Annotated in this window: 23 protein-coding genes; all 23 read right to left on the reverse strand. The window is 37.6% G+C overall.

Translation table 11 applies throughout. The annotated features are described in order from the left end of the window. Positions 1-33: 33 nt before the first annotated feature. The 23 genes from QGM71_RS03885 to QGM71_RS03995 all read right to left on the reverse strand — a co-directional run bounded on the left by QGM71_RS03885 (position 34) and on the right by QGM71_RS03995 (position 24,135). Complete coding sequence (locus QGM71_RS03885) at positions 34-240, reverse strand: YlzJ-like family protein (protein WP_327606192.1); 207 nt, start codon at positions 238-240, stop codon at positions 34-36. Further along, positions 237-971 carry a ClpP family protease gene (locus QGM71_RS03890; RefSeq protein ID WP_327606193.1) on the reverse strand — a complete coding sequence of 245 codons (735 nt, stop codon included), beginning with the start codon at positions 969-971 and terminating at the stop codon, positions 237-239. Before QGM71_RS03890 ends, QGM71_RS03885 begins: the two co-directional genes overlap by 4 nt. A gap of 116 nt (positions 972-1,087) precedes the next feature. Continuing rightward, a complete protein-coding gene (dapA, locus tag QGM71_RS03895; protein ID WP_327606194.1) occupies positions 1,088-1,954 on the reverse strand; it encodes a 4-hydroxy-tetrahydrodipicolinate synthase in 867 nt (288 codons plus the stop codon). Positions 1,955-1,976: 22 nt separating this feature from the next. Then, on the reverse strand, positions 1,977-3,218 hold the full coding sequence (gene dapG / locus QGM71_RS03900; protein ID WP_327606195.1) for an aspartate kinase: 1,242 nt from the start codon (positions 3,216-3,218) through the stop codon (positions 1,977-1,979). A gap of 15 nt (positions 3,219-3,233) precedes the next feature. Next, positions 3,234-4,280: an aspartate-semialdehyde dehydrogenase gene (gene asd / locus QGM71_RS03905; RefSeq protein WP_327606196.1), complete on the reverse strand. Its 1,047-nt coding sequence runs from the start codon at positions 4,278-4,280 to the stop codon at positions 3,234-3,236. A gap of 54 nt (positions 4,281-4,334) precedes the next feature. Then, positions 4,335-4,940: a dipicolinate synthase subunit B gene (dpaB, locus tag QGM71_RS03910; protein WP_327606197.1), complete on the reverse strand. Its 606-nt coding sequence runs from the start codon at positions 4,938-4,940 to the stop codon at positions 4,335-4,337. Between the two features lie 145 nt (positions 4,941-5,085). Next, positions 5,086-5,958, reverse strand: a complete 873-nt coding sequence (gene dpaA, locus QGM71_RS03915) for a dipicolinic acid synthetase subunit A (RefSeq protein WP_327606198.1) — start codon at positions 5,956-5,958, stop codon at positions 5,086-5,088. A gap of 182 nt (positions 5,959-6,140) precedes the next feature. Beyond that, complete coding sequence (locus QGM71_RS03920; RefSeq protein ID WP_407702985.1) at positions 6,141-6,386, reverse strand: YlmC/YmxH family sporulation protein; 246 nt, start codon at positions 6,384-6,386, stop codon at positions 6,141-6,143. A 68-nt stretch (positions 6,387-6,454) separates the two neighbouring features. Then, positions 6,455-7,681, reverse strand: a complete 1,227-nt coding sequence (locus QGM71_RS03925; protein ID WP_327606199.1) for a M16 family metallopeptidase — start codon at positions 7,679-7,681, stop codon at positions 6,455-6,457. Positions 7,682-7,764: 83 nt separating this feature from the next. Beyond that, positions 7,765-8,709 (reverse strand): polysaccharide deacetylase family protein, encoded by a 945-nt coding sequence (locus QGM71_RS03930; protein WP_327606200.1) that lies wholly within the window; start codon positions 8,707-8,709, stop codon positions 7,765-7,767. Positions 8,710-8,935: 226 nt separating this feature from the next. Further along, complete coding sequence (gene pnp, locus QGM71_RS03935) at positions 8,936-11,050, reverse strand: polyribonucleotide nucleotidyltransferase (RefSeq protein WP_327606201.1); 2,115 nt, start codon at positions 11,048-11,050, stop codon at positions 8,936-8,938. A gap of 123 nt (positions 11,051-11,173) precedes the next feature. After that, positions 11,174-11,443 carry a 30S ribosomal protein S15 gene (rpsO, locus tag QGM71_RS03940; protein WP_327606202.1) on the reverse strand — a complete coding sequence of 90 codons (270 nt, stop codon included), beginning with the start codon at positions 11,441-11,443 and terminating at the stop codon, positions 11,174-11,176. 177 nt (positions 11,444-11,620) lie between these two features. Continuing rightward, complete coding sequence (gene ribF / locus QGM71_RS03945; RefSeq protein ID WP_327606203.1) at positions 11,621-12,568, reverse strand: riboflavin biosynthesis protein RibF; 948 nt, start codon at positions 12,566-12,568, stop codon at positions 11,621-11,623. Positions 12,569-12,590: 22 nt separating this feature from the next. After that, positions 12,591-13,490: a tRNA pseudouridine(55) synthase TruB gene (truB, locus tag QGM71_RS03950; RefSeq protein WP_327606204.1), complete on the reverse strand. Its 900-nt coding sequence runs from the start codon at positions 13,488-13,490 to the stop codon at positions 12,591-12,593. 87 nt (positions 13,491-13,577) lie between these two features. Further along, entirely contained in the window at positions 13,578-13,919 is a 342-nt protein-coding gene (rbfA, locus tag QGM71_RS03955) for a 30S ribosome-binding factor RbfA (RefSeq protein ID WP_327606205.1), read from the reverse strand. 33 nt (positions 13,920-13,952) lie between these two features. Then, positions 13,953-14,231, reverse strand: coding sequence for a DUF503 domain-containing protein (locus QGM71_RS03960; RefSeq protein ID WP_327606206.1), 279 nt, complete (start codon positions 14,229-14,231; stop codon positions 13,953-13,955). Next, positions 14,228-16,363 (reverse strand): translation initiation factor IF-2, encoded by a 2,136-nt coding sequence (gene infB, locus QGM71_RS03965; RefSeq protein ID WP_327606207.1) that lies wholly within the window; start codon positions 16,361-16,363, stop codon positions 14,228-14,230. Before infB ends, QGM71_RS03960 begins: the two co-directional genes overlap by 4 nt. Before the next feature lie 20 nt (positions 16,364-16,383). Further along, entirely contained in the window at positions 16,384-16,683 is a 300-nt protein-coding gene (locus QGM71_RS03970) for a L7Ae/L30e/S12e/Gadd45 family ribosomal protein (RefSeq protein ID WP_327606208.1), read from the reverse strand. Then, complete coding sequence (gene rnpM, locus QGM71_RS03975) at positions 16,673-16,954, reverse strand: RNase P modulator RnpM (protein ID WP_327606209.1); 282 nt, start codon at positions 16,952-16,954, stop codon at positions 16,673-16,675. Before rnpM ends, QGM71_RS03970 begins: the two co-directional genes overlap by 11 nt. Before the next feature lie 15 nt (positions 16,955-16,969). Further along, positions 16,970-18,073, reverse strand: coding sequence for a transcription termination factor NusA (gene nusA / locus QGM71_RS03980; RefSeq protein ID WP_327606210.1), 1,104 nt, complete (start codon positions 18,071-18,073; stop codon positions 16,970-16,972). A gap of 15 nt (positions 18,074-18,088) precedes the next feature. After that, entirely contained in the window at positions 18,089-18,559 is a 471-nt protein-coding gene (rimP, locus tag QGM71_RS03985) for a ribosome maturation factor RimP (protein ID WP_327606211.1), read from the reverse strand. Between the two features lie 245 nt (positions 18,560-18,804). Beyond that, positions 18,805-19,686 carry an STAS domain-containing protein gene (locus QGM71_RS03990; RefSeq protein WP_327606212.1) on the reverse strand — a complete coding sequence of 294 codons (882 nt, stop codon included), beginning with the start codon at positions 19,684-19,686 and terminating at the stop codon, positions 18,805-18,807. 159 nt (positions 19,687-19,845) lie between these two features. Next, a complete protein-coding gene (locus tag QGM71_RS03995) occupies positions 19,846-24,135 on the reverse strand; it encodes a PolC-type DNA polymerase III (RefSeq protein ID WP_327606213.1) in 4,290 nt (1,429 codons plus the stop codon). Positions 24,136-24,170 lie beyond the last annotated feature (35 nt).

Raw genomic sequence — 24,170 nt, forward strand, 5'->3', positions numbered from 1 at the left:
CATAAAAAGGATAATACGTTAGGGTATTTCTCTTTAGTTCAAAATTGTTCCAGGTAAATACGTATCGTCTAAAAAATCTTTAGGATCAGTTGATATCAGCTGTAACAGCTGATAGGATCCATCCGATGTCTGTTCTACGTACATTGTTCGCCCATTATAAGTTACACACTGTCTATTTGTCAGTGAGTCAGTTGATTGCGGGAAAATGTCTGCTTCAGATAAGGGTGTATATAATATCATTGGATCACCTGGCTTTCTTCATTATTATCATTTCCTATTAAATCATTTACCTTCTTCATTGCCTCTTTAACTCCTCCAACCCCATCAATCAATCCATATTCAACGGCATCGGGTCCTACTACATTTGTTCCAATATCCCTTGTTAAATTCCCTTTGGCAAACATTAGATCTTTAAATTTTTCTTCTTTAATATTAGAATGGTTTACGACAAAGTCAATTACCCTATCCTGCATTTTATCCAGATACTCAAACGTTTGTGGCACTCCAATTACTAAGCCTGTTAAACGTACAGGGTGGATGGTCATTGTAGCACTTGGAACGATAAAAGAATAATCTGTCGCAACCGCGATTGGTACTCCGATTGAGTGACCACCACCTAAGACAATAGAAACTGTCGGCTTAGAAATAGATGCTATCATTTCCGCCAAAGCGAGACCTGCCTCTACGTCTCCCCCTACTGTATTAAGTAAAATAATAAGACCTTCGATTTTTGGATTTTGTTCTATAGCTATTAGCTGAGGAAGCAAATGTTCATATTTTGTTGTTTTATTTTGTGGAGGTAATTGCACATGTCCTTCTACTTGTCCAATAATTGTTAGTACGTGAATATTTGAATCTGGGGCTTGTGGTATATTGGACTGACCAAGCTGTTGAATTTTTTGCACTAAAGCAGATGGGTTTTGTTTGCCTTCTTGGTTCTGATCTTCTTTTTTCTCCGTATCTTTATTCATTTACGAGCACTCCTTTTCCTGTTGCTTCATTCTATAAGTAGTATGAACGTAAATCGAAGGTAACATGCGAGAAATACTGGGATAAAAATAAAGAATCGGCCAAAAAAGCCGATTCTTTATTTTCCCAATAATTTTCCAAGCTTATTTTCTTCTTCTTCAGTAAGTTCAACAAGTGGTAAACGTACACCACCAGTATCCATTCCATTCATCTGAAGAGCTGCTTTTACTGGTGTAGGTGAAGGTGAAGTAAATAACGCATGCATAATTGGTTGTAGTTTACGATGCGCAGCAGCCGCCTCTCTATTATTACCGGCGTAAAATGCCTCAATCATGTTTTTCATTTCATTTCCAACTACATGGGAAGCAACCGAGACAACTCCAGCCGCTCCTATTGATAACAGAGGTAATGTCAAACTATCATCCCCACTGTAGACACTAAAGTCATCACTCGTATTCTCGATGATTTCAGCAGCTAGCTCCAGATCACCTGTTGCTTCTTTCACAGAAACAATATTTTCAATCTCACTTAATCTTAAAATAGTTTCTATATTTAACCGTACGATAGACCGACCAGGAATATTATATAGCATGATAGGTAATCTTGTTACCTTGGCAATTGCAGAAAAATGCTCATACATTCCACGCTGATCCGGTTTATTATAATAGGGTGTTACTAACATTAAAGCATCGACACCGCACGCTTCCGCTTCTTTTGTCAAAGCAATTGAGGCAGCTGTATTATTACTGCCGGTACCTGCTATAACCGGTACACGTTTATTTACTACTTTAACTACATGTTCAAATAGTTTTACTTTCTCATCTTTTGACAATGTTGGTGATTCACCGGTTGTACCAGCAACCACTAAACCTTCCGTACCGTTATTTATCAGATGGTCAACTAATCGTGTAGTTTGATCATAATCAATTTCACCATTCTTATCAAATGGTGTTACCATTGCTGTAAGTAGTTGCCCAAAATTCATTGCGTATCACCTTTCAATCTGGTTATGTTTTTATTAACCTTTTGGTATCTATAACACTTAATTCGAAAACATCATGTAATGCATTTACCGCAGACCTTAAATCTTTATCGTGTACAAGTACCCAAATGGTTGTATGACTGTCTGCAGATTGTAATATTTGAACATCTGCATCAGTGAGTGCCTGCACTATTCTTGAAGCAACTCCAGGTACACCTGTCATACCTGCACCTACTGCCGAAACCTTTGCACAGTTTTCTGTTATTTCCGGGTGAAAACCAAGGGTCTCCAAAATGCGGACTGCTTTTTTGGAAAAAGCATCCGGTACTGTGTACACAACTCCTGTAGGCGAAATGTTAATAAAATCCACAGATATTCCGGCTTCTGCCATCGCTTTAAATACTTCTGACTGTAATCGATGCGCTTCTTCCTTCGTCTGCACTCTGATTTGGGTAACGGATGATATATGGGCTATTCCAGTAATCATGCGCTCCTTAATGTCCATCCCCAATTCCTGAGCTCTTGAGGTAGTTATTAATGTCCCCAAATCCTTTGTGTAAGTTGATCTTATCCGCATAGGTATTTTGGCCTGCATTGCAATCTCCACAGCACGGGGATGAATTACTTTTGCCCCCTGGTATGCTAAGTTGCAAATTTCGGTGTACGTGACAATCTCCAAAGGTCTAGCTGAATCAACCACACGTGGGTCAGCGGTCATAATACCATTGACGTCAGTAAATATTTCAATTCGTTCCGCTTGAAGTGCAGCCCCTAGAGCCGCAGCGGTTGTATCACTGCCTCCACGCCCAATAGTAGTTATTTCACCAGTAGTAGTTTGCCCTTGAAACCCTGCAACAACAACTACATCGTTTTTTTCGAATTCCTTTAAAATTCGTTCCGGGTTTACTTCTTTGATTTTAGCTTTGTTAAATTCTTCGGTTGTAACAAAACCTGCTTGTGCACCTGTTAAAGTCGTTGCATTTATATGTTTCTTCTGTAGCTCATTGGATAAAACGACTGCCGAAATAATTTCTCCGCAAGACAAAAGCATATCCAGTTCGCGATTAGAGTTTTGATTAGCTGGAAAGTCAACCAGCCCCAGCAAGGTATCAGTAGCATAAGGGTCTGGTTTTCTTCCCAATGCAGATACAACGACAACAAGTTTATACTTTTTCATTAATGCGTTTTTTACATGCTTAATAACATGTTCTCTGTTTTCCTCTGATTGGACTGAAGTTCCGCCAAATTTTTGAACTAATATCTGCATTATATCACCTCTAATTTATAGCTTTTCATTTTCAATTAATGCTTGCGCTATTTGCACTGTATTCAATGCTGCGCCTTTCATCAGATTATCAGAAACTACCCACATATGGAATCCTTTATCATTATCCAAGTCTTTCCTCACACGTCCAACAAAAACTGCTTCCTTATTTGCTGCACTTAAAGGAGTTGGGTAGGTTTGCGTTTGTGGGTCATCTTCTAAAATGATACCCTCAGCATCACCTAATACATTCCATAAGTCAGCAACAGTTAAACCTTCATCTTCTACCTCGAGGTAAATACTTTCTGCATGAGAGGTAAAGAATGGGAGTCGTACACAAGTTGCTGCAACAGATAAATCTGGTGTATGCATAATTTTTTTCGTTTCATTTATCATTTTCATTTCTTCAAATGTATACCCATTATCTTGAAACATATCGATTTGAGGCAGTGCATTAAAAGCGATTGGATAATGCTTTTTATCTCCCTTAACCGGTAATAACGAAGCGGTCATTACTTCCTTATTTAAATGTTGTTGGGATTGCTCAGCCAGTTCATTGTTTGCCTCATTACCTGCCCCTGACACTGCCTGATAAGTCGATACGATCACTCGATTTAACCCATACTTATCTTTGATTGGCTTTAGTGCTGCAACCATTTGAATCGTAGAACAATTTGGATTCGCAATAATCCCCTGATGTCTTGATATATCCGATTTGTTTACCTCTGGCACTACAAGCGGTACATTTTCATCCATACGGTAAGCACTCGTATTGTCTATAACCACAGCACCATGTTTTACAGCTTCAGGTGCCAGTTTCTCCGAAACAGAGCCACCTGCTGAAAATAAGGCAATATCCACTCCAGCGAAACTATCTGGAACGGCTTCTTCCACAGTAATTGTTTTGTCTTTGAATGGGATCGTTATTCCTGCAGATCTTTTAGATGATAAAAGTTTCAACTCTCTTATCGGAAAGTCCTTATCTTCTAGTATTTGTAAAATCTTTTGACCTACAGCACCTGTTGCTCCCACTATAGCTACATTGTATGTTTTTACTTCTGCCATTGTTGTGACTCCCTTCGAAAAATCAGTAATAATTGTAATTATACTCTTAATTTATCATTTTACCATATTCTCATCGATATGCGGAATAATAATTGGTTGAAGTTGTTTAAATTGAAGTGCAGACTGTACAGTTTCACTCAATAAATCCATATTAGCTACCAACGAATTTGGCTTCTCGTGTGGATTATCCTGACCATAAGGAATAAAATAGATAAATTTACTAGCCATCAAGCGCATTAAATTTACCCCATTTAAACCGAGTGCATCGTTAGTGGAAATACCTAATACTATAGGATTTTGATTACGCATCGTTGCTTTTGCGGCCATTAAGACTGGTGAATCTGTTAGCGCATTAGCCAGCTTACTTAACGAATTACCCGTTAACGGTGCTATTACCATACAGTCTAGTGGAGAAGCAGGTCCTAGAGGCTCTGCTTCTGGCATGGTTGATATGACACGTTTACCAGTAATTGACTCGATCTTCTCTATATGTTCTTCTGCCTTCCCAAACTTCGTATTAGTATTTCTAACTGTATAAGAAACAATAGGAACTACTTCTGCCTCTTCTTTCATTAACCTTTCTAATTGTGGGTAAACTTGGTCATACGTACAATGGGAACCCGTCAATCCAAAACCAATTCGCTTTCCCTGTAAACTCATTTAAATCCCCTTTCTAACTACAATTTTATTATCATGCCTTCTTAAAAATTAAGGACACTAAGTGAATCTCCTGCAGCAGTGGAAGATCGACTAACTACGCCGCTCCTGCGCGGCAACGCCGACCCACCCGTCCTGCGCTTTTTAGCTACTTAGCATTCAACAACTGCTTAATTACATCTGCTAATATTTTTCCAGCAGTTTTCGGTGCTACAATACCAGGTAGGCTTCTTGCCAGTATTGCTTTTATCCCACGCTGATCTGCAAAGTCAAAATCGGTTCCACCAGGCTTTGATGCAAGATCTATAATCAAAGCATGGGGCGGTAACTGCTGAATAGTCTTTCTATCTATTACTGGTGCAGGAATTGTATTTATTAGTAAGTCACACGCTTCTGTATAGCTGTCCAATTCTTCTAAGGGAATAGCATTTAATCCCATTTCTGTTATTCTAGCCAAGTCTTTTATACTCCTGGCACTAACAGATACTTTTGCCCCCAATGCAGAGAATTTGTTTGCTACCGTATTGCCTACTCTCCCAAATCCTACTACAAAAACACGTGAAGAGTGAATTGTATAATCTGTCTGTTCGATGGCCATCATGATTGTCCCTTCGGCGGTAGGTATGGAGTTGTAGATAGCCACATCATCCCGATCTAATAATGGTATCAATAAACTATTAGCTTCATGTATAGCAGAAGTAAGATAATCATTCGTAATACCAGTAAATATAAGTGCATTTTTCTTCAATTCTTTAAACCACTGTCTTGTAATTTGAATAGGCTGGTCTGAGAAAACAGTCTCAACTCGTCCTTCGATGTCGGTTCCAGTGATTGGTAATACAACCACATCCAGTTCAGAAGGATCCAACTCTTTGAAATCCATCTGCTTTAATCCTGTGAATCCCTGTTCCAGTTTATCGAATCCAACAAGAAGGATGGTTGTATTGGACAGCGATTGCAACTGTCTTATTAACTCAAGATAGCGCGCATCGCCGCCTATTACTGCTATTAATCGACTCATTATAGTGAACACCCTCCAGACATTTTCTTAATTCATTTCTTTATAGCTTATGTGGCTGTAGGCTGTTAGTGATAAGTAGTTGTTAAAAACAGAGAAAAAGGCTAGTATCCCAAAAGCAATGCTAGCCATGCGTTTTAAAAAGTCATTATCAGTTAATATAATTTTCTTCAGTAATGCATATTTTACAATTTATCTGTGTCAATCATAATCATATCTTCGCCTATTTTTCTTATAGAACTCCATCGGATTTTCGTTTCTTCTCCTTCTTTTTTCAGGCCGAACCATTTATAATTTGGGATAATAAAAGATTCTATTTGTCCAGTATCTTCATTTATTTCCATATCCGTCTGACCAAGTATTCCTAACCTGGAACCATGAGTTACGTTTACAATCTCTTTCCCACTTATATCCTTGTAGCGCACAGCCATCCCTCCGTCCTCATTGTCTTACTGCTATATATATGTAAAAAAAAATAACCTATGTTTGATAACATAGGTTACACGGATATTTGTGGTGCAATTAATGCAGTAGCAGAGGATTGGTCAAATAATAATCCAATAACATTTTTAATTGATTGATCGTCGACAGCGTCAATTTCCTTGATCATTTCATCCATTGTTCTGTGACGATGCAGCAATAATTCATTTTTTCCATTACGGCTCATGCGACTACTAGTGCTCTCAAGGCTTAGCATTAGGTTACCTTTTAATTGCTCTTTACTATTTCTAAGTTCCTTCTCTGTTAAACCATCTCTGACTAAGGTTTCAACAGTTTTACTAATTGTATCCCTCAATTTTGGTAATTGCTCTTTACCGGTCCCTGCGTATATTGTAAGTAATCCGTTGTCTAGAAAAGAGGAGTGGTATGAGAACACAGAGTAAGCCAATCCTTGTTTTTCTCGTACCTCCTGAAACAATCGGGAGCTCATAGTTCCTCCAAGCACATTATTCATAATGATAAGACTGTAAATGTCTTCATGACCAATAGATAGCCCGTCATAACCTAAGCAAAGATGCGCTTGCTCTGTATCTTTATTTCTTTCAATATGATCAGCTAGAAAAACTGGCTTTGAAATGGTTGTAGGCGATTCAAAACTGGACTCGTAGGTGCCAAAATAATTTTCAACCGTACCTATAAAGGAATCATCCACATTTCCTGCTATAGATACTACTACATTTTCCGGTGTGTAACGTTGCTTAATATAATTTCTTAGTGTCTCCGGTTTAAATAGTTTCAGCTGGTTTTCCGTTCCTAAAATAGGATATCCTAAAGGATGGTTACCGTAGGATGCTCTTGCCAGTAAATCATGTACTATATCGTCCGGTGTATCTTCATACATTTTTATTTCTTCATAAACTACCTTTTTCTCGCGCTCCATTTCCTCTTCATCAAAAGATGAATTAAAAAACATGTCAGCTAGAATTTCCAGTGCATACTCTTTATGCGTATCGAGAACCTTTGCGTAAAAACACGTATATTCTTTGGAAGTAAAAGCATTTACTTGCCCGCCAATAGAGTCAAATGCTTCCGCAATATCCTGAGCTGACCTTGTATTTGTCCCTTTAAAGAACATGTGTTCCAAAAAATGTGAAATCCCGTTATTCAGTTCGGTTTCATTTCTTGAACCTGTTAACACCCAGATACCAATTGTAACTGAACGTACTGCTGGAATGCTTTCCAGCACAATACGTAGCCCATTATTACTTGTATGCTTCTCAATCAAGGTATTTCCTCCTATATGTGTATGCAGAATGTGTTATTATTTTAATTAACGTGTATAGTTATTCCCTCAAACTAAAATACCATTTATCTCTCCTCATTTAAAAGGTTTTCGATTGTTCCAATTTTATAGCCGTTATCCTGTATTGTATCTATTAATGGTGAAAGTCCTTCCACAATAGACGGCGTAGGATGCATTAAGATAGTAGCTCCTGGATGAATTTTACTATTTACTCGGTTTATCATAACATTAACAGTTGGATTCTTCCAATCAATCGTATCAACGGTCCAAAGAATTGTTTCCATATTTAAATTATGTGCCGAAAGTACGACATGATCATTATAGCTTCCACTGGGAGGAGCAAACCATAGAGGCGTCTTCCCTGTTATTGCCTTGATAATTTCATTGGTTTGACTGATTTGCTCTATGTTTTTTTGATTCGACAATCTTGCCATATCAGGATGATTATAGGCATGATTTCCTATCACATGTCCTTGTTCATCGATCATTTTAACGTAATCAGCGTTATCTCTTGCCCACTTACCTTCGATAAAAAACGTTGCTTTTACCTGTTTTTCTTTCAATATGTTTAATATAGCGGGAATATGTTCGCTCCCCCATGAAACATTAATTAACAATGCTACCATTTCTTTCTCCGGGTGACCTCGGTAGATAGGAGAGGCAGGCAAATCCTTTAGCGTTATTTCTGGAGATGTTTGTTCGTAAACAAGTAATGATTCATCAAAAATCCCTGTGCTTTCCATTTTCTTATATGACTTTTCTATATTAACCTTCAATCCGTTTCTCCCTGGAGTTTTTTTCCATACACTATCAATATATGCATCTTGAGGAGCTTCTGTGTAATCATTACTTCTTTCTAAAACTTCCTTATATAGCGCATTCTCATTCTTTACTACTTCAGACAATGTATTTATGCTGGGTGTAACAAATGGATTGTAATCCGTATTAAACGCTAATCCAATTATTATTAAAAAAACACAAATGTGAACAAAATTTTGATAGCGCGACATGCAAATCCCTCCTTGTTTATTCATATGAATAAACTGGACAGGGTATGAGAATATTTATTGTCACTACTTGATTATTCGTTACAAGACACATAGCACTATGCTGCGTAATACCACACTTACCGCAGTTAATCTTACTGCAGTTGGTAAAATATGTACTAACTTATCGTTTCAAAACAATAAAAAAAGAAACTGGTATTCCAGCTTCTTGTTTTGCTTGCAATTACTATTAGGATTTTGCCTTTTCTTTTCTTTCTTTTTCTTCTATCAAAACCGCTTTACGAGACAAGTTCACACGGCCCTGGTGATCAACTTCTTTTACTTTTACCATTATTTCATCGCCTATGGAAACAGCGTCTTCCACTTTATTCGTACGTTCTTCAGCTAATTCGGAAATATGAACCAGCCCGTCTTTTCCTTTAAACAGTTCTACAAAAGCCCCAAATTTCTCAATACGTTTTACTGTACCAAGGTACATTTGACCAACCTCTACTTCTCTAACAAGGTCTTCAATTATCTTTTTCGCTTTTTCGTTCATGGATGAGTCTGTGGATGATATAAACACACCACCATCTTGCTCAATATCAATTTTAACACCAGTTTCTTCGATAATTTGATTAATTTGTTTCCCGCTTGGGCCTATCACAGCGCGAATTTTATCTGGGTTAATTTTCATTGTTAGAATTTTTGGTGCATATTCAGAAAGCTCGGATTTAGGTTCATTAATGGTAGCAAGCATGGATTCCAGAATTTGCATTCGCCCAATTTTAGCTTGGTCTAAGGCCTCTTCTAGTATATTGCGTGATAGTCCATCAATTTTAATATCCATTTGCAATGCAGTAACTCCTTTAGCCGTTCCTGCAACTTTAAAGTCCATATCTCCCAGAGCATCTTCCATTCCTTGAATGTCCGTTAAAATAGAATAATCCTCTCCAGACTTTACAAGACCCATTGCAATTCCAGCAACCGGCGCTTTAATAGGTACCCCTGCATCCATCATCGCTAACGTACTAGCACAAATACTTGCTTGTGATGTAGATCCATTTGACTCCAGCACCTCTGAGACTAAACGGATAGTGTATGGAAACTCCTTATCGGTTGGGATTACTTTTTCAAGTGCTCTTTCTCCTAAAGCTCCATGACCAATTTCACGACGGCCAGGTCCTCTGATCGGTCCTGTTTCTCCAACACTGTACTGAGGGAAGTTATAATGATGCATGAATTTTTTGGACTCTTCTAAATCTAAGCCATCTAAAATTTGCACATCACCTAAAGCTCCTAGTGTACAGATACTGAGTGCTTGAGTTTGTCCACGAGTGAATAAACCTGATCCATGGGTTCTTGGCAATACGCCAATACGAGAAGATAATGCACGTATTTCATCGTTTTTACGACCATCTGGACGAATTTTTTCTTTCGTAATTAAACGGCGAACTTCTTTTTTAACCAATTTATCCAAAATAGACTTCACTTGTTTAATAACATCTGCTTCTTCATCAGTATATGCTTCAAGAACTTCATTTTTTGCATTATTAATCGCTTCTTCTCTTGCATGCTTTTCGGTTACTTGAATAGCTGGGATTAGTGTGTCTTTTACTTCTGCTTCAATCTTAGTGTACAATTCATCGTTCATTTCAATTAATTTAACTTCTGATTTTTCACGACCAACTGCCTGTACAATTTTTTCTTGAAATTCCACTAAACGAACAATTTCCTTATGACCAAACATGATGGCTTCAAGCATAACTTCTTCCGGTACTTCGTCAGCAGCAGCTTCCACCATATTAATAGCGTCTTTTGTTCCAGCGACAGTTAATTCGATGTCACTTTTCTCTTCTTGTTCAATTGTTGGGTTAATAATGAATTCACCATTTATTCGTCCTACGTTAACCCCTGCAATAGATTCGGCAAATGGGATATCCGAAACGCTCAGTGCAATTGATGATCCAATCATAGCAGCGATTGAAGAGGGACAATCCTGATCAACACTCATTACCGTACTGATTACTTGTACTTCATTTCTAAAACCATCTGGAAATAATGGGCGGATTGGGCGGTCAATTAAGCGTGATGTTAACACTGCTTTTTCACTTGGCCTGCCTTCCCGTTTAATAAACCCTCCAGGAATTTTACCTACCGCATATAAACGCTCTTCGTAATTTACGGTTAATGGAAAAAATGGTAAGTCCTTTGGTTCTTTTGATGCTGTGGCAACAGACAATACAGATGTATCTCCATAATGAATCATGCACGCTCCATTGGCTTGCTTAGCTAATTCTCCTACTTCAACGGTAAACTTTCTACCGGCAATTTCTGTGGAGAATACTTGTTTTTCTTCTGACATTAGCAGTACTCCTTTCAATAAAACATTCTACCTTTATCTTATAGTTTATAAGCCCGAATGTAAATTTTATGTAGTAAAAAAATTATAAGTATAAAAAAAGCAGGATTACTCCTGCTTTTTGAATTATCGGCGTAGGCCAAGTTTTTTAATTAATTCACGGTAGCGAGTAACATCTTTATTACGTAGGTAATTCAGTAAATTACGACGTTTACCAACCATTTGTAAAAGTCCACGACGTGAATGATGATCTTTCTTATGAAAACGCAAATGTTCATTTAAAGTAGTGATTTCTTCAGTCAGTACAGCAATTTGTACTTCTGGAGAACCAGTGTCATTTTCATGAACTTTGTATTCATTAATTAGTTCATTCTTACGTTCCTGTGTGATAGCCATATTTGGCGCACCTCCATTTGATATAAGTTATCCCCAGTCCCCTAGCAAACGTCGGAGTTACGATTTGCCAAGCGATGGTTTTACGCTCTCAATCGTACATCTTTTCGACCTAAAAAGCAAGTGAAATATCGCCAATCATTTAATCTGTCAGTAAACAAGTGCGTTTATAGTGACTCTTTACTTATCACTAGCTGTAAAATAATTGCGTACGCTCTTTTCATCTGATGCTAATTGTCTAATCAATGATTCAACCCCGTTAAACTTTTTTTCATCACGAATGTAGCAGTGCCATTCAATTACTAATGCTTCACCATACAAGTTATTATTATAATCAAAAATATTAACTTCTACAGATGGTTCGGTATTCCCGGTATTAAAAGTGGGCTTTATTCCCAAGTTAGCCATACCTTCAAATACATCCCCATTATAACGAATTTTCACGGCATATACACCTGCTTTAGGCAATAAGGCATCAGGATTTACTTCAAGGTTTGCGGTAGGGTAGCCGATTGTTCTTCCTCGTTGATCTCCTTTAACAACTATCCCTTCAATGGTAAGTGGACGTCCAAGTAATCGATTGGCACCTGTTACATTACCATCTTTTAGAAGCTCACGTATCCTTGTTGAACTGATTTTCTCTTTATCCAGCTCTACTTTACTAATTGTAGTATGTGTAAATGAACCATTTGCCAGTGAATCCATTGTTTCCATATTCCCTTTTCCTTTATGTCCATAGGAGAAGTCAAATCCTGCCACGAGATGTTTTATATTTAATCCCACTATAAAATGGTCTATAAAGTCCTGAGGGGATAAAGATGCTAAATCTTTATTAAATTTTATTATATAAAGTCGATCTATGTGTAAGTCTTGTAGAACCTTCTTTTTCTCTTTAATCGGTGTAATATAACGTACGCGCTCTGTATCTTTTTTTAATATTACAGACGGATGCGGATAAAAGGTAATAACTGCGCTTTCCATCTTTTTTTTCTTCGCTTCTACTACTGCCTTTTTAATCACGCTTTGATGTCCTTTATGTATCCCGTCAAAAAATCCTATAGCGCATACTGTATCAGGTAGTTCTGCTAAATCATAAGAATGAGGGTATGTTAGTTCAATCGTTTTCATATTTATTCACCTACACTTTTTCTTATCCTCTAAAGACGCGAACAGGTTTAATCTGTTCTGGTTTTTCGGGATGTGTTTGATAGATTGCTAATAATTGATCATGGTGCATGATAACAAATGGGTCTGAGTCTATATTTTCAGGTTTCAAAAGCTTTTGCCCGTTTAGAACCCTTTCTTTCGTATCTTCATCCACATAGTACCGTTCAAAATGGCTTAACCCACTAACTATTGGCATTAAGAGCTGGTCTTGCCGATTTACTTTAACAGCTTCTTCTATAGCAGGAAAAGTAACTGTTGTTTCTTTTACAAATGAGGCTGTTTCTAAACGCACCAAATCACCCATGTGCGCAGGGTATCCTAATTCTTTTCCGATATCCTGACATAACGTTCGTACATAAGTTCCCTTTGAGCAAACAACTTTAAACCAGAAGGAATTAGTATCATCATTCTCCCCAGAATTTGCTTGTCTCTCTATATTATAAATAGTAACTTCTCTTTTGGGTCTTTCTACAGTTTCGTTTGCTCTGGCATATTCATAAAGCTTCTTCCCATTAACCTTTACTGCAGAATACATGGGAGGAATCTGAGTAATTATTCCCTTAAACGATTGTAACACATTTTTTATATCCTCATCAGTTGGAGGTGCAAGGACAGGCGCTTCTTCAATGACTTGCCCATGTGAATCCTCGGTATCTGTTGCTGTTCCCAGTCTCACTTCTGCACTATATGTTTTCTGTGTGTCGGTTAAGAAAGGAACAATTTTTGTAGCTTCTCCAATACAGATTGGCAAGACACCTTCCACTTCCGGATCCAGCGTCCCTGTATGGCCCACTTTTTTCGTTTTATACAATTTCCGCACTCTGATTACACAATCATGAGATGTCATGCCTTTAGGCTTCCATAATGGTAAAATGCCATTCATACAATCAACCCCCCTAAAAAATAATTATAATTATACCCATGGAAAAAAACTGACTCGTTACGACGACGAGTCAGATTTATATAACATTTATTTATTAAGATCGCGAAGAATTGCTTCTATATGATTACCATATTCATAAGCTTCATCAAATTCAAAAGTGAGTTCTGGTGTTTTCCGAAGTCGAATTCGCTGACCAATTTCAGAGCGAATAAACCCTTTCGCTTTAGCTAGCCCTAAAAGTGTATCCTGTTTTTGTTGTTCTTCACCTAATACCGATATGAATACTTTTGCCTGCTGTAAATCACCTGTTACTTCTACGTCTGTAATTGTAACAAAGCCTATTCTCGGATCTTTTAATTTTCTTGTCAGAATTTCTCCTAACTCTTTCTTCATTTGTTCTGCTACACGGTTCGCACGTAATTCAGCCATTTTTCCTCACCTCAATAGTTGTAGCACCTGAGCTTATAAACGCTCTACATCAGTAATAGTGCGCTCAAGCTCCGGGTACGTATCAATTACTCTCAGTACTTCCTGGATTACTTGTTCAGCATGAGTCAAATCTGTAGAAATGGTAACCACACCTATTTTTGTACGTTGCCAGAGATCATGATAGTCCAATTCAGTAACTGCTACATTAAAATTATTTTGCAATTTAGCCATAATACGTTTAATTATTGAACGCTTTTGCTTCAGTGAATGCCCATCATACATCATACACTCAACCTCTGCATAGAGTATCATTTTCGTTCAATTTCCTCCATTACAAACGCTTCGATTATGTCGCCTTCTTTGATATCGTTGAAATTTTTAATTGTAATACCGCATTCGTAATTCTGCGCCACTTCTTTGACATCGTCCTTGAAACGTTTCAATGCATCGATTTCCCCTTCATAATAAACGACTCCATCACGAATTAATCGAATACCAGCGTTTCGGGTGATTTTACCTTCTGTTACGTAGCTGCCTGCAATCGTTCCAATTTTTGATACTTTAAATGTTTCACGTACTTCCGCCTGACCAGTAATCTTCTCTTCGTATTCTGGGTCAAGCATTCCCTTCATCGCCGCTTCAATTTCTTCAATCGCTTTATATATAACACGATGTAGTCGTACGTCTACCTTCTCCGATTCTGCTGCTTTTTTGGCGTTAACATCTGGACGTACGTTGAATCCAATTACAATTGCATTCGAAGCAGAAGCCAAAATAATGTCGGACTCTGTAATTGCACCTACTCCAGCGTGAATAATTTTTATCTTAACACCCTCAACTTCAATTTTCTCTAAAGACGAAGCCAGTGCTCCAGCAGAACCTTGTACATCTGCTTTAATGATAATATTTATTTCCTTCATTTGGCCTTCTCTGATTTGTTCAAACAGGTCATCTAAGCTAACTTTTGTTTGCTCACTGCGGTTCTCCTGAATATACTTCTGGTTTCGCGCCTCACCAATTTGACGGGCCTTTTTCTCGTCTGTAAAGACAAGGAATTGGTCACCGGCTTGCGGCACATCATTTAAACCAGTAATTTCAACAGGAGTTGATGGACCTGCCTCTTTAACTCGTTGTCCCAAGTCTCCTACCATGGCACGTACTCGGCCATATGCATTACCCACTACAATAGAATCTCCCACATGTAATGTGCCATTTTGGACTAATAGTGTTGCTACAGATCCGCGTCCTTTATCCAATTGTGCATCGATTACAGTACCAAAGGCATTTGCACTCGGGTTCGCTTTTAACTCTTCAACTTCAGAAACAAGTACAATCATTTCCAGCAGATCATCGATACCTTCATTTTTAATCGCTGCTATATTAACAAAGATTGTGTTACCGCCCCAATCTTCTGGAATTAATTCGTATTCAGTCAATTCCTGCATAACGCGGTCTGGATTTGCTCCTTCTTTATCCATTTTATTAACAGCTACAATAATCGGTACTTCAGCAGCTTTTGCATGATTAATTGCTTCCACTGTTTGAGGCATAACACCGTCATCTGCTGCCACAACCAGGATTGCGATATCTGTAACCTGTGCTCCTCGTGACCGCATACTTGTAAACGCAGCATGCCCCGGAGTATCAAGGAATGTTATTTTTTTACCATCGTTTTCTACTTGATATGCACCGATGTGCTGTGTAATTCCTCCAGCTTCACCTGCAGTCACTTTGGTTTGGCGAATAGAGTCCAGCAAAGTAGTTTTCCCGTGGTCGACATGTCCCATTATTGTTACAACAGCTGGTCTTTCAATCAGGTCAGCATCATCTTCTTCGATCTTGTACTTCTCGAGATCCGTATCTTCCAGAATTATTTCCTTTTCGACCTCTACACTAAATTCTGAACAAATAAGCTCAATTGCATCATCATCCAAGTCCTGATTTTTAGTAGCCATCACACCTAGAAACAATAGCTTTTTAATTATTTCAGAAACATCTTTGTTAAGTTTACCTGCTAGTTCACTTACTGTTAATGTTCCGCTATAAACGATTTCTTTAGGAGTTTCCTTCACTACCGGCTGTTTAACAGGAGCAGGGTTAGTACTTTTTCCCTTTTTATTCTTTTGATTCCTGTTCTGATTTTTATCTTGTTTATTATGTGGTTTCTTTTGTTGGTTCGCCGTATTATTAGGCTTGCTTTTATTCTCTTGTTTATTACTATTTTTATTCACTGATTGAGTTGTCTGTTTTGTTGAGCCTTCACTTTTGGTCTGGTTAGTTTTTTCTGCAGGTTTAAATTTAGCATCCAACTTGGAAATGATGTCAGTTGAGATTGTTGACATATGGTTAGATACTTCCACATTTAAATCCTTTAAATAATTAATTACATCCTTACTTGACGTATTATTCTTTTTTGCATATTCATATACACGTATTTTACTCATACGTTCACCCCCGAATTTAATTACCCGAGTAACGATTTAATCTTAGTAGCAAATCCTGCATCTAAAATAGCAATAGCTACCCTTTGGGATTTTCCTATAGCATGCGATAAGGTTTCCCTATCGTCTACAATTATAAATGGCACACCAAATGAGTTACATTTATCAGTTAGCTTCTTTCTTGTCTGTGGTCCGATATCATTAGCAATCAACACTAGCTTAGCTTTTCTCTGTTGAATATCTTTTACGATTGTCTCTTCTCCCAAGGAACATCTTCTTGCACGATAAGCAAGCCCAATCATATTTAAATAGTTATTTTTCATGTTGTTTGCCTGTAACCAATTCTCTTAATTCATCATAAACCGCTGAATCTACTTCCGTATTAAGCTGGCGGCTCAGGACATTCATTTTTTCAGCCTTAGCTATAATTTCAATATCCCGTGATAAATAAGCACCTCGGCCGTTTTTCTTTCCTGTAGGATCAACAAAAACTTCCCCTTCTTTGTTCCGGACAATACGTATGAGACTTTTTTTGGGTTTCATCTCATTCGTTACGACACATTTCCTTTGAGGTACTTTTCTGTTCTGGCTCATCTTATTGATCCTCCCTTACATAAACAGGTCGTTATCATTGTTATTATCAGATTCCTCTGCTTCAATGTCCGATAAGAGCCCTTCTTCTCGTGCTTCTGTTTCACTCTTAATATCAATTTTCCAGCCTGTTAACTTGGCAGCTAATCTTGCGTTCTGGCCTCGTTTTCCAATGGCCAGGGACAATTGATAATCGGGTACTACTACAGTAGTTGCTTTTGCCTCATCATTCACCAGTACTTCAACAACTTTTGACGGACTTAATGCATTGGAAACATAAACAACTGGGTCATCAGACCACTCTACGACGTCAATTTTTTCCCCTTTTAATTCATTAACGATTGCTTGAACACGTTGTCCTTTTTGCCCAACACACGAACCAACCGGATCGATATCTGGATCTGGTGCATACACAGATATTTTTGATCGGTCCCCTGCTTCTCTGGCAACAGACTTAATTTCTACAATGCCATCATAGATCTCTGGCACTTCCATTTCAAATAAGCGTTTTAAAAGACCAGGGTGTGATCTCGAAATAAAAATCTGTGGACCTTTACTTGTGTTTTCCACTTTAGTCACAAATACTTTCAAGCGGTCATGCACATGGTATTCTTCATTAGCCATTTGCTCTGCTTCAGCCAGTTTTGCTTCAATTTTACCAAGATTAACATAAACAAATCTCGGATCTTTTCGCTGAATAATACCTGTCATGACGTCTTCTTCCCGATCAGCATATTCAGAAAATATGACACCACGTTCTGCTTCTCTAACCCGTTGTGTCACCACTTGCTTTGCAGCTTGAGCTGCAATTCGGCCAAAGTCTTTGGGTGTTACTTCAACTTCAATAACATCTTCTATTTCGTAATTGGGATCTATCTTCTTTGCTTCTTCTAATGAAAGTTCTTCTTGTGTATTCTCTGCTTCTTCTACAACCAGTTTTCTTGAAAAAACACCCATTTTGCCAGTTTCTTCATTAAGTTCTACCCGTACATTTGTCGCAGACTTAAAGTTTTTTTTATAGGCGGAAATTAAGGCTGCTTCCAATGCTTCCAATAAAACATCCTTATCAATTCCTTTTTCTTTTGCTAAATAATCAATCGCGTCAAACAACTGACTGCTCACTTTTATTTTCCCCCTTTAAAACATTACAGCAAGTCTTGCTTTTGCTATTTTGTCATATGGAATTTCCACTTGTTTTTTTCGTGTCTTTTCTTTGAACTCTATAGTAAGCATGTTATTCGTAAAGTCCTTTAAAATTCCCTCGTATTCCTTTTCACCATTTATGGGCTCATATAATTTAACAAATACATTCTTATTTAAGTTTTGGTTAAAGTCTTCCTTCGTTTTTAATGGACGTTCAACACCTGGTGAGGAAACCTCTAAAAAGTAAGCTTCTTTTATTGGGTCAGTTTCATCCAGTTTTTCACTTAACTCTTCTGATACATCACCACATTCTGTGATATCAACCCCACCTGATTTATCAATATAGATACGTAAAAACCAATTCGGTCCTTCTTTTACATATTCAATATCAATTAATTCGAGGTCTTTTTCATCTAAAATTGGCTGCAGTAATTCCTCGGTTGTTTTAATCACTTGGGAACTCAACTTTCATCCTCCTTTATTCAGTTGTATTTACTTCTTATTATGAACAAACATACCGTTTTTCATTTGAGTCAATATAAACCCCCTGCCGGAAGATGTGGCAAGGGGAAGATTTACTCAAAGGAATAGTAGTATGAAGAAAGAGTGGGTATTAGCCCACTCTTTTAACCCGTACATATCATTACTTACCAAAAAAAGTATAGCATAAGCAAGCAAATGTTGCAAGATTATCGGGATTTGTTAATAGTTTACCCGTTATCTGATACATTAAAACCAGTTATTACATCATTAACCTCTAGCTTTGAATGTGGATTTATATAATTCTGTAAGACCTGCTGCAATGTACCTTGTGTTTCAACCCTATGACCAAATGATATGTCTAAATCTACAATGTTTTTAACAATTTCAGGACGCAAGCCTGTTATGATTGTGCTGCATCCCATCATTGCAACACCGTCTAATAACTTCATCAAATAATGTATAGCATCGGTCTCCATTTCAGCGATACCGGACATGTCCATTATTAATGTCTGAACCCTTATTTTTCCAATTTCCATTAAAACTTTTTCTTCTATAATATTTGCTCTGTATGTATCAATTTTCCCTATAAGTGGTAAGATGCTGATATTCGCAGATATAGGAATAATTGGTACAGATAAATTTTCAACCAATTTGGTTTGCTGTTCAATTAATTCATCCTTGTAATTTGAATAACTTATGAAAAATCCTTTGAAGAATTCATCAATCAGCTCATTTATTCTACTTCCATCAATATAAATGTCTTCCCAGTTATTATTTTCTTTATTCCGGTCAAACTCATACAAAAAAATCCATAAGGTCTTGCGTATTGCCTGTACCCATTCCAGTTTAAATGAGAGGGGTATAGAAGATTTCGCCCAAGCTTTTCCTTCATACCCGGCAAATTCAATTACTTTCTCAGTTTCTTCTTCAACTACCAGCAGAGTTAACCTATAGGCGTTGTCCAGTAATTGAATATTGCCAATTGACTTTATCTCATCAATTTTATCTCGCACGGTAGAAGCTTCAGCTAAAAGTTTATCTTCAAATTCACTTCTGTTTTCACTCAAAAATTCCTTAATATCTTGTGTTTCACTAAAAATCAGATCCATCCGTTTCCCACCCTTCGCACCCCATATGATTTTTTTCCAATAAATTTATAACATAGGATAAAATTTAAAAATTTTCTTTAATTATAGCATACTACTTTACCATACAAAGGAAATGCAGATAAAAATAAACTGGAATTTGCCGAATTATACTATTTGTTCCTAAAATAAGGATAGTTGGTTTTTTTCAGCCATTCCTTCCAAGCAGCCATGATTGTCCAGGTATTCAATAACTGTCTTAGATATTTTGCTTCGTTCACGTAAATCTTCTTTGGAAAGAAATTCTCCTTCTGCACGGGTTTTAACAATATTTAAAGCAGCATTTGTACCTAGTCCATCTACAGCATTGAATGGTGGTATTAGCGTATTTCCTTCAACAATAAATTCAGTAGCAGTCGATTTATATAAGTCTACTCTGCTAAACGAAAATCCACGCTCGCACATTTCAAGCGAGATTTCCAATACAGTTAACAAATTCTTTTCCTTAGGTGCTGCATCATTTCCTTTTGCTGTAATGCTTTCTATACGTTGTCTTATAGCGTTTGATCCCTTAACCATTATATCTAATTCGAAGTCATCCGCCCGTACAGTAAAGTATGCAGCATAGAATAGTATTGGATGATGCACCTTGAAGTAAGCAATTCTTACTGCCATCAGAACATAAGCTGCAGCGTGCGCTTTAGGGAACATATATTTTATTTTTTTACAGGATTCGATGTACCAGTCTGGGACACCGTGTTTTTTCATCTCATGAATCCATTCATCCTGGAGTCCTTTTCCTTTACGGACAAATTCCATAATTTTAAAGGCAAGTGATGCCTCCAACCCTTTGTGCATCAAATAAACCATAATATCATCACGGCAACCTATAACATCGGGAAGTTCACAAATTCCATCGTTTATTAACTCCTGGGCATTTCCTAACCAAACGTCAGTGCCATGTGATAAACCAGAAATGATTACTAACTCAGCAAAAGTGCTGGGTTTTGTATCTTCAAGCATTTGCCTGACGAATTTCGTTCCAAATTCAGGAACTCCTAATGTGCCTGTTTTACAATTTATTTGCTCAGTCGTTACACCAAGCGACTCTGTTCCGGAGAAAATTTTCATTACCTCTGCATCGTCAGTTGGAATTGTCATTGGATCAATTCCACTTAAATCTTGAAGCATACGTATAACAGTAGGGTCATCATGACCAAGTATATCCAGTTTTAATAAGTTATCATGAATCGAGTGGAAATCAAAATGCGTTGTCCGCCATTCACTTTTTCGGTCATCTGCCGGAAACTGAATTGGTGTGAAATCGAATATTTCTTTATCTTCAGGGACTACTATTATCCCACCTGGGTGCTGGCCGGTAGTTCGCTTTACACCTGTACACCCCTGGACTAACCGATCAACTTCTGCATTTTTATAGACCAAATCTTTATCAGACGCATACCCTTTTACATATCCATAAGCTGTTTTATCAGCTATTGTACCAATCGTACCAGCACGATAAACATTATCTACTCCAAACAGTTCTTTTGTATAATTATGTGCTTTCGGCTGGTATGCTCCCGAGAAATTTAAATCTATATCAGGTACCTTATCCCCTTTGAAGCCCAAAAAAGTTTCGAAAGGAATATCCTGTCCATCTTTTGTCAGAGGTTTATTACAATTTGGGCAGTCTTTATCTGGTAAATCGAAACCACTTCCGACAGATCCGTCCGTAATAAATTCATTGTAATGGCATTCAAGACACACATAATGAGGTGGTAGAGGATTTACTTCAGTAATCTCAGTCATTGTAGCAACAAAAGAGGATCCTACTGACCCACGCGAACCAACTAGATACCCATCATCCAATGATTTTTTTACTAGTTTGTGAGAAATTAAGTAAATGACAGCAAATCCATGTCCTATTATACTTTTCAGTTCTTTCTCCAAACGATCAGTAACCAACTGTGGAATTTCGTTCCCATATATTTTTTTAACACGGCTATAACAGAGCTCACGCATTTCCTCATCTGCACCTTCAATTGTTGGTGTATATAAACCATCCTTCACCGGGGATAGCTCTTCTATTTCATCAGCTAGCGCATTTGTATTCGTTATAACTATTTCTTTTGCTTTTTCTTCACCTAAAAAGCGGAAACAGTCTAACATTTCATTGGTGGTTCGGAAAGGTGTGTCAGGTAATGTTTGGCGGTTTAATGGATTACCAGCCTGGGCAGCTATTAGTATTTGACGGTAAAGCTTATCATGGGCATCAAGGTAATGTACATTCCCTGTTGCTACTACACGCTTATTCAAGCGATTTCCCATATCCACAAGCTTTGTTATTATATCAAGGAGTTGTGCTTCATTCTGCACGAGCTCCTTCTCGATTAGATGAGCGTAATTGGCAGCAGGCTGTACTTCAATATAATCATAGAAAGCTGCAGCCTTTTCTGCCTCATCTACTGATTTTTGCATCATCGTTTCAAATACCTCTCCCCGATCACATGCAGAACCAACTAAAATACCCCCGCGAAGTTTTTGTAAAAGAGAGCGTGGTATTCGTGGAACTCGGTAAAAATAATCTATATGCGCATGGGATACAAGTTTGTAAATATTCTTTAACCCCTCCTGAGTTTTGGCAAGCAATATACAATGAAACGGGCGTGATCGCTGATAAGCATTACCTTCACCCATGTGGTTGTTTAGCTGATTATGGTTAGTGATTTCTTTATTCAATAACCCCTTAGCTAACTTCCAAAATAAATATCCAGTCGCCTCAGCATCATAAATTGCACGGTGATGCTGTGTAAGCTCAATGTCCAAGTGTTTACACAAAGTGTTCAGACGGTGGTTTTTTAATTCCGGATAGAGGAATCGTGCAAGTTCCAGCGTATCAATTACTGGATTAGTTGCTTTTTCATAATCTATTTTTTTGAATCCCTGATTAATAAACCCCATGTCGAAGCTGGCATTGTGCGCCACAAGAATACTATCTCCAATCCACTGATGAAAATCTTTTAGCACATCAGCAATTTCTGGGGCATCTTTAACCATATCATCTGTAATACCAGTCAGATCTGTAGTTATTTGTGCTAATGGATGATGAGGATTGGCAAATGATTCAAAGCGGTCAATAATTTCACCTTCATGGATCTTAACCCCTGCCAATTCAATAATTGTGTCATAAACAGCAGATAAACCTGTTGTTTCCACATCAAACACTACATATGTCCCTGATTCCAAGTCAATGTCTTTTTCATTATAAGCAATAGGAACACCGTCATCGACCAGATTTGCTTCAAGTCCGTACAATACTTTAATACCATTTTTCTGACCTGCAGCATGTGCATCAGGGTATCCTTGAACACCGGCATGATCCGTTATAGCAACTGCTTTATGGCCCCACTTTGCAGCCTGGGTGACTAAATTTTCAGGCGATACAACAGCATCCATTTGGCTCATCGTAGAGTGGGCATGCAACTCGACTCGTTTGGCATCGTCCGGAGCCGTGTCCTGTCTAGATTGTATTTTTACTTCATGAATATCATTAGCCATCATGGCAAGTTCATTTGTATACATATCTGTTTGAATACTTCCTCTGGCTTTGATCCACATTCCTTTACTCACTCTATCAAATTTCTGTTCATCTTCGTCCCCTTTAGAAAACATTTTAATTTGAAGTGAGTCTGTATAGTCCGTTGCTTTAATAATTAACAGACTTCTTCCTGACCGCAATTTACGTACCTCGGCTGAAAAGATATAACCTTGGACAGTTACTCGGCGCTCCTCGTCCTGTATTTCTTCCATCTGCAGTGCTTCATCTTTAATTTTATAGCCTAGCATAATTGGTTGATTATCACTTTGTAATTTACCTTGATCACGCTTTTCCTTATCCTGTACCGTTTTTAAAATTAGTTGTTGATCTTCCTTAGCAGTTTGTTCTCTAAACTTTTGTATGGCTGCTTCTTCGTTTCTGATCTCCAGATCAAGTGAGTAACTAGAGATACCTACCTTCTTACAATACTGCTTGAAATTTTCTTCTAATCGTTTTTTCAAAGAGCGTGCCTCGGCTTCATTTCTTGCAGAAAGCATAAGTTTATTATTATTAACAACGGGATTCTGATTGTTTAACAAATCACTATAAGCAGGCGATAAATCAGTTAAAGTTCTCAAAAAAGATTTCCAATAATCGCAGACGGTAGCATCATCACATACTTTGTCTTCCGTATCTACTGTCAAGTCAATTACTGCGATCTGTTGAAAACTTTCCCGTAACTTTTCATTAAGTAGTTGATGTACTTTTAGAGGTAGGACTCGTTTAACATGGACATAAAAATGCCATGTCTTCGTTCCTTTATATACCTCTAACTTATCTAAGTAACTATCTATAAAATAATTATTTATCATTTCTTCTGGAATTTGTAATTGTTTTAATAACAAATTCATCTTTTCCTTTTTTGAGATATCCATAGACTCTCCTCCTCTAAAGCAGAAAACTCAGCAGC

This window comes from Virgibacillus tibetensis (assembly GCF_036026595.1).
GTDB lineage: Bacteria > Bacillota > Bacilli > Bacillales > Amphibacillaceae > Virgibacillus_P > Virgibacillus_P tibetensis.